We start from the raw sequence: 4019 nt of genomic DNA, 5'->3' as shown, positions 1-4019 counted from the left end.
GAGCTTCATGGCGAAGGCCAGGAGCGCCTCGCGAGCATGACCGTCGACGTGGCCGGCCAGTTTTGCGGTGGCGGCGGCGACGAGGCTGTCGTCGTCATCGGCGGTCTGGTTGTCGGTATCCGAATCGGTGGAAGCGAGCTTGACGGTGGCGGCGGCCGGCGCCTTGGGCGCGGTCAGGGTCGCAAGGTCGGGAATGGTGGACTGCGCGAGCGCCGTGGCGGGTGCGAACACCGGCAGATCGGTCAACAAGAGCGCTGCGGACTGGTCCAGACCCTGTGAAGGCGTGACCGAATCGGCAAAAGCAGGTGTTACAGCGGCGAAACAAATGGTGGCTAACGCGAGAGCGGTCAGTCGCTTTAAAAGCATGAGCGATAAGGCCTTTTCATCGGAAAGTTAAGCCGCCAAAGTGTGGGACGACCGTGAACGAGGGGTGAAGTTATCAAACCCCATCCATTTAGTTGTTGGCATAAAGTTAAAAAATGCCATTCCTAGGAAATATTCAGAGAAGTCGCAAGAAGTCGCGGGCTGCGAGACGGAAAACTGAATGGATATAAAGGGTTGCTTTCACATTCGTGACCAGATAAGGGGGTCGTCACGACCGCCTGACCGGTAATTACCCTTGTTGGACACCGCTAGGGCTTGGCGTTCCTTGCCCCAAAGATGGCACTGCCGATTCGCACTTCGGTACTGCCCTCACTAATCGCCAGGGCGAAGTCGCCACTCATGCCCATGGACAGCCGTTCGACGGAAAATCCTGCGTCCCGAGCCCTGTTACGCCACTGATACAGGGTCCGAAAACATCCCCGCACGACCTCCTCGTCCTCCGAGGCCTCGGCCAGGGTCATCAGCCCGCGTACTCGCAACGACGAGAACGCGCTCATCTGGTCGAGGAAGGCGAGTAGCCCGTCCGGATCCAGCCCGAACTTGCTCTCTTCCCGCGAGGTCTTCACCTGGATAAGTACGTCGATGCCCCTGCCCTGGGCCTGTAGCGCCCTGTCCAGGGCCACGGCGAGGTCGAGGCGGTCCAATGACTGCACTTCGCTCGCGATCGCCGCTACGGGCTTCGCCTTGTTCGTCTGCAGGTGGCCGATGACAACCCAGTCCAATGCCTCGGCGGCCAGGGCCACCGACTTCGCCTGGATCTCCTGGACCTTGTTCTCTCCGAAACGACGCAGCCCCAACCCCACCGCCTCGCGCACGACCTGGGCCTCGAACGTCTTGCTCACCGGAAGCAGGGTCACCTCGGCCGGATCGCGCCCGGCTTGCACACAGGCCGCCCCGATCGCCGCCCGCACGGCCGCAAGGCGGCCGTCGAGCGTGGCGAGGTCCGCGGTCATGCCTTCGAGGCTTCCTGGAAGTGACGTGCCACCACGTCGGCCACCACCATGCTCACGCGCTTGCCCGTGGGAATGTGCAGGAATTCGTTCGGACCGTGGGCGTTGGAATGCGGGCCGAGAACGCCGGTGATGAGGAACTGCGCCTGCGGGAACTTCTCACCGAGCATGCCCATGAAGGGGATGCTGCCACCCTCGCCCATGTAAGCGGCGGGGGCGCCGAAGTAATGCTCCGAGGCGCGGGCGACCGCCTCCTCAAGCCACGGCGAAAGGGCCGGCGCATTCCAGCCACTGCCGTCCTTTTCCAGGTCGAAAGTGACCTTGGCGCCGTACGGCGGATCCTTCTCGAGCAACTGCTTGAGGAACTTGCCCGCCTCGGCACCGGACAGCGTCGGCGGAACGCGCAGGCTCAGCTTCACCGCGGTTTTCGGGCGCAGGACGTTACCGGCGCTGTCGAGGGCAGGCATGCCACCCACACCCGTAACGGCGAGCTGGGGGCGCCACGTGCGGTTGAGCACGAGCTCGGCTAGGTCGTCGGTGACCGGCTTCATGCCCTCGACGAACGGGAACTTGTCGTAGATGTCATTGCCCAGCACCTCGGCCGAACGGCGGGCCTGGTCGACGCGCTGCGCCGGGATGTCGACATAGAGCTCCGCCGGCACGATGGCACCGGTCTGCGGGTTCTCGAGGCGGCTCAGCAGGTCGCGCAGGATGCGGAAGCTCGACGGCACCACACCGGAGGCATCGCCCGAATGCACGCCCTCTTCAAGCACCTGCACCGTCAGGTTGCCGCCGGTCATGCCTCGCAACGACGTGGTCAGCCAGAGCTGGTCGTAGTTGCCGCAGCCCGAATCGAGGCAGACGACCAGGGCCGGGTTGCCGATGCGGTCGGCGAGATGGTCGACGTAGTACGGCAAGTCGTAGCTACCCGACTCCTCGCAGGCCTCGATCATGATCACGCAGCGCGCATGGGGCACGCCCTGATCGCGTAAGGCGAGCAAGGCCGCGAGCGAGCCGAAGATCGCGTAGCCGTCATCCGCGCCGCCACGACCGTAAAGCTTGTCGCCCTTGATGACAGGCGTCCACGGACCGAGGTCATCGGCCCAGCCGGTCATCTCCGGCTGCTTGTCGAGGTGACCATAGAGCACGACGGTTTCATCCGTGCCTGCGCCCTGTACGCCCTGTGCCGGCACGTCGATGTAGATCAGCGGCGTGCGGCCTTCCAGACGCACGACTTCGAGTGAGGCGCCTTCGAGGGCACCCAGCTTCGAGCGTGCCCAGGTCTCCATGAGGGCCACCGCCTGGTCCATGTAGCCATGCTCGCGCCACTTCGTGTCGAACATCGGCGACTTGTTGGGGATGYGGATGTACTCGACCAGCTGCGGGACGATTTCCGCGTCCCAAAGGCCGCTGACGAAGGAGGAAATGCGGGAGGTATCCATGGCGAGGGGGACTCGTGAGGTCAAAGCGGGATTGTAACAGCGCCTCGTCGGGGCGCCGACAGGGTGGCCCCACCCAAGGTAGGCGCGGGAGCCGCACACGCCGCGTCGGGCGCGCACATCGCGTACGTCACCCCGCCGGTTCGCCGGTTCCGGACCGCGGCGCAGAGTGCTTCGGCGTCATCCGGCGCATTCAACCAGGAGGCTTTATGAAACCCCTCGCTCTTACCCTCGCCCTGACCGCCCTGCTTTTCGCCATGCCCGCCGTGGCCGGCACGCCGGTCAACATCAATACGGCCGATGCCAACGCGCTCGCCCAGTCCCTCGATGGCGTGGGGCTCGCCAAGGCCCAGGCCATCATTGCCTGGCGGGAGGCCAACGGCGATTTCGACAGCGCCGACCAGCTCACGTCGGTCAAGGGCATCGGCCAATCACTGGTCGACCGCAACCGGGAATCCATCCTCGTCGACGCCGCCAAGCCGACGAAAAAGACCCGTCCCGCCCGCCCGGCGAAGGCCAACACCGCCAGCACGGACGACTGACGACCCGGCCCACCCCCTTCCGTCGCCGGCCGAACGCGCTACACTCGCGCCCCGTGCCGGCGGCGCTTTCTCGCCCTGCCGGTGGGAACAGGGGCCAGATGATCCGATGATCCTGCCGCGTTACCGTATCGCCGCTTCGGGCATTCCCGGGGCTGGCAAGGGCTTGTTCGTCGACGAACCCGTCGACGCCGGACGCATCGTCACCGCGCCCGATGCCATCGACCGTACGCACTCCTGGGCGGAGATCCTCGCCACGCCGGCCCTGGCCGCCAACCAGCACGCCGCGGCCCGCTGGTTTGAGGACCGCTACACCGTTTCGCCCGAGTGGCCAGACGAATGTTTCGTCAACCACAGCTTCGAACCGACCGGAATCTGGCATCTGGGATTTATTTTTGCCGCGAAGAACCTTCCGCAAGGCACTGAAATAACAGTTGATTATCGGCATCTCCTTCCGCCAAATGAGAACGAGAGCTTTAATGACGCGGCAACTGGTGAGAAAATAACCGGCTTGTCCTGGCAGGACAGTCTCGCGCTGAGTACGCGCGCCCTAGCCGCCCTGCTCGGCTGATTCCTTGGTCACTTCGATGGCAATGTCCGATATCCCTGTTCTGGAAACGCCGCGCCTGCGGCTTACCGCCCTCACCGAACGCCACTTCGACGACTACGCGAAAATGCTCGCGGACGCCGAAAGCACGCGCTGGATC

Annotated in this window: 4 protein-coding genes and 1 pseudogene; 2 read left to right on the top strand and 3 right to left on the bottom strand. The window is 64.5% G+C overall.

The window, feature by feature from the left end:
- The 3 genes and pseudogenes from AC1DSN_RS19500 to AC1DSN_RS19490 form a co-directional block, all read right to left on the bottom strand.
- Positions 1–366 (bottom strand): annotated as a pseudogene (locus AC1DSN_RS19500) (hypothetical protein); the annotation flags it as partial.
- A gap of 266 nt (positions 367–632) precedes the next feature.
- Positions 633–1337: a YggS family pyridoxal phosphate-dependent enzyme gene (locus AC1DSN_RS19495; protein WP_477332331.1), complete on the bottom strand. Its 705-nt coding sequence runs from the start codon at positions 1335–1337 to the stop codon at positions 633–635.
- Positions 1334–2776 (bottom strand): M20 family metallopeptidase, encoded by a 1443-nt coding sequence (locus AC1DSN_RS19490; RefSeq protein ID WP_477332329.1) that lies wholly within the window; start codon positions 2774–2776, stop codon positions 1334–1336. The genes AC1DSN_RS19495 and AC1DSN_RS19490 overlap by 4 nt, the downstream gene beginning before the upstream one ends.
- Before the next feature lie 206 nt (positions 2777–2982).
- Between AC1DSN_RS19490 and AC1DSN_RS19485 the strand changes: the two genes are divergently transcribed.
- Both AC1DSN_RS19485 and AC1DSN_RS19480 read left to right on the top strand, forming a co-directional pair.
- Positions 2983–3315 (top strand): ComEA family DNA-binding protein, encoded by a 333-nt coding sequence (locus AC1DSN_RS19485; protein ID WP_213948366.1) that lies wholly within the window; start codon positions 2983–2985, stop codon positions 3313–3315.
- Between the two features lie 106 nt (positions 3316–3421).
- Entirely contained in the window at positions 3422–3883 is a 462-nt protein-coding gene (locus tag AC1DSN_RS19480) for an SET domain-containing protein-lysine N-methyltransferase (RefSeq protein WP_477332327.1), read from the top strand.
- The last annotated feature ends 136 nt before the right edge of the window (positions 3884–4019 follow it).

The sequence above is a fragment of the Luteibacter sp. P4_D7_3 genome (genome assembly GCF_056401735.1).
The sequence above is the reverse complement of the archived record's forward strand: the minus strand, read 5'-3'. Positions and strand labels throughout refer to the sequence as shown.

Bases quoted from the DNA above. Each gene is read 5' to 3' on its own strand.
- AC1DSN_RS19485 (WP_213948366.1), top strand. From the start codon at position 2,983: ATGAAACCCCTCGCTCTTACCCTCGCCCTGACCGCCCTGCTTTTCGCC.
- AC1DSN_RS19480 (WP_477332327.1), top strand. From the start codon at position 3,422: ATGATCCTGCCGCGTTACCGTATCGCCGCTTCGGGCATTCCCGGGGCT.
- AC1DSN_RS19495 (WP_477332331.1), bottom strand. From the start codon at position 1,337: ATGACCGCGGACCTCGCCACGCTCGACGGCCGCCTTGCGGCCGTGCGG.